Here is a 2,815-nt window from a genome sequence, read left to right as displayed (position 1 = left end):
CTGGAACAAGACAATAGCGGTTGGAATAGGTTGAATATGCTTATGAACGCCGGTCATGGCTTCGCAAGAAATTACGGCACGACGATTAATAATATGTCAGGCTCTACGATGCATGGTAACGACCCTTGGAAGAACGCTATGATGGTGCTTTTTGGATTAAAGAAGGCTGCGGAAAAGGCAGCAAATGCTGCCGTTTAGTTTGAATAATCTTAGAAAAAATAAATAGTTAAAGGGAAAGTAATGGTTTTTATAGATTTTGACCCGAGAGATAGACGTTTCATATCCAAACTAGAAAAAGATCTACACGAACGCAGACTAGAAAAAGATTTACTACAATCAATAGCGAATCAACAAAAGGACAAACATAAATTACCAGTTTTTCTTAATGCGATTTCTATGAATGATCCATATAAGATAGGCTCTTTTTCTCCTTCTCCAATAGGTTCTATTCGTCCTTCTGAGATAGATAATGAGGGGAATAAACCCTCTCCGATTCCACAATCAGAAACTCCTCCTCAGTTAGAGACTTCTCCACCTATTTCAACAAAACCAGTTCCATTACAAGAACAGCCTCCTGAACCAAATCTTAGTTTTTGGGATAAATTTTCTCGTTTTTCACAGTCTGATGTTAGTAAAAATATTGATGATTTTCTTATGGGTGCGATAACGGCTAGTCCAAATTCATCTGGATGGCAACTTTTTGCCAAGGGGCTGAAGAACTTGCATGAAGGAGATAAACAAAGAGGACAGGTTAACCAGACTGTCGAGTATCTAAAGTCTAAAGGCTATAGTGAAGAAGAAGCGCGGTTCATAGCTGGGAATAAAGATGCGTTGAATGCTTTTCTATTACAAAAAGTGAATGGTGGTTATGATGCTAGGTCTAAAGAAGAACTGGACCGCCAACGAGAAATGATAGAGCTTAAAAATAGTGAAGCTATTAGCACTAATATGCTCAATGATATCGAACGTTTTATGGATTATGTGAACAAGAATGGTGATTGGTCTACAGGCAATTTGGCTGATTGGTTAGCTTTTTTCAAAGTTCCTCAACACCGTGATATGAAATCTCTCCTTGACTCGATTAAAAATCGTATAGGTATCGATAGATTAGAAACTATGAGACGGTATTCACGCAATGGTGCTTCTGGTTTTGGAAATCTCACAGAAAGAGAGCTTGATATATTAAAGAGCTATTTAGGAGAGATAGACTACAGACTGGGTCATAAAGAGCTGATGTATAGATTGAAAAAAATTCATCATATTTTGGGTAAGATGAAAACAGATGTATTATCGTTGCTACAAAATGGTAAAATTGAATTGACAGCAGAGAAAGTGCATGAGGTTACCTCACAGACGAACTCTACAGATTCTCAGAAAGGATATAACAATCAGTTACCAAAGATGGGTGTAGAAGAAGCCGCAAGCAACGGGAACATAACTTACTTTATTGATAGTTCCAATGGTAAAGTTCTGGTTAAGGAGAAATAGTAATGTCCCCTTATAAGACTTCTGGTGGGATTAATTCTCAATATGTATACGCTAAGAATGGGACACGTTTTCGTGTAGTTGAAGATCCTGCTGAGATTGAGAATTTTTTAACAAAAAACTCTCCTTCTCCCCGATATGTATACTCTAAAAACGGAACACGTTTCCGCGTAGTTGAAGATCCCGCTGAGATTGCGAAGTTATCTAATTCTTTTTCTGAAGGGTTGCAAAATACAGCAGATCAATCAACTACAACAGATGATTTCTCGTTTGATGATAAAGATCTTACATGGTGGGATGCTATTAGAAGCCATGGTACATCTGGTCTCACGGCGGGGTACAGTGATGAGATACAGGCGGCGAATGAAGCAGGTTTTATAGATTATTGGCGTGGTGATAAGAAAGCAGAGGAGATATATAATAGAAGAGTAGCCAAGGAACGTGCTTATCAAAAAGCCTTGGAAAAAAAATATCCATGGTTGTCTTCTGGTGCTTATATTGCTGGTTCGATTTTACCAACATTGGCATCTTTTGGTATCCCTGCTTTAAATTTTTTGCGAGCAGGATCAACTTTAGGAAGTTTGGGTAGGGGAGCTCTTGTTGGGGCAGGTTCTGGTGCTTTGCATGGTTCTGGTGCAGGAGAAGGTTATAATGATACGGTGAATTCGGCGTTAGCTGGTGCTGCGGGTGGCGCTGTTTTGACGCCGGCTGCTGCTTTAGGAGGTATGGGAATTTCTAAGGTAGTTCGTGGTGCAGGAAATCTTGTAAAGGATACTCCCATTATAAGGAGAGTTTTTAATCCTGCTCGTAAAGAGGTTTCAAATAAAGCTTTGAGAGAAGTTGCTAAACATTTTTACGATAATAAAATGAAAAACCTCACTGAACGCCTTAGCTCAGAACCTCATAAGGTATTTTTGACAGACATTAATGAAAAACTACGACAAGCTTTGTGGAATTCATCTAAAACCAATGAAGATGTCTATAATATCTTAAAACAAGCGCATGAGAAAAGATTAGGCGGTTCTGTTCAACGTCTTGATGATGTGATGGAGCAGATAATTGCGCCATACCAGCATAGAGATACTTTAAGCAGGACGCTTAAACGGCAAGGAAAAGAAGCGCATGATTATCTCTATGAACAAGCAAGGCAAACTCCAATAGGACAAGAACATTACCCAGTTCTTGATAAACTTTTCGAGAATAAAGGATTTCAAAGAGCTCTCAAAGAAGCTGTTAAGACTTTAGAAGAACATCCCCTCAGTATAAATCCTAGACGATTTTATAATAGAAAGTTTAGCAGTATAAACTATAAACCTACGATAGAGTTATT

At 38.4% G+C, this 2,815-nt stretch carries 1 protein-coding gene and 2 pseudogenes; all 3 read left to right on the top strand.

Annotated features, from left to right (window positions below; translation table 11 throughout):
* Positions 1–198: pseudogene (locus ACFIO3_RS11060) on the top strand (hypothetical protein); the annotation flags it as partial.
* Positions 199–240: 42 nt separating this feature from the next.
* Entirely contained in the window at positions 241–1,488 is a 1,248-nt protein-coding gene (locus ACFIO3_RS11055; protein WP_375608836.1) for a hypothetical protein, read from the top strand.
* A 2-nt stretch (positions 1,489–1,490) separates the two neighbouring features.
* Positions 1,491–2,815: pseudogene (locus ACFIO3_RS11050) on the top strand (glycine zipper family protein); the annotation flags it as partial.

This window comes from Bartonella sp. AD328YNZD (genome assembly GCF_042196425.1).
Note: the sequence above shows the minus strand (reverse complement) of the source record. Positions and strands in the feature narration are given on the sequence as shown.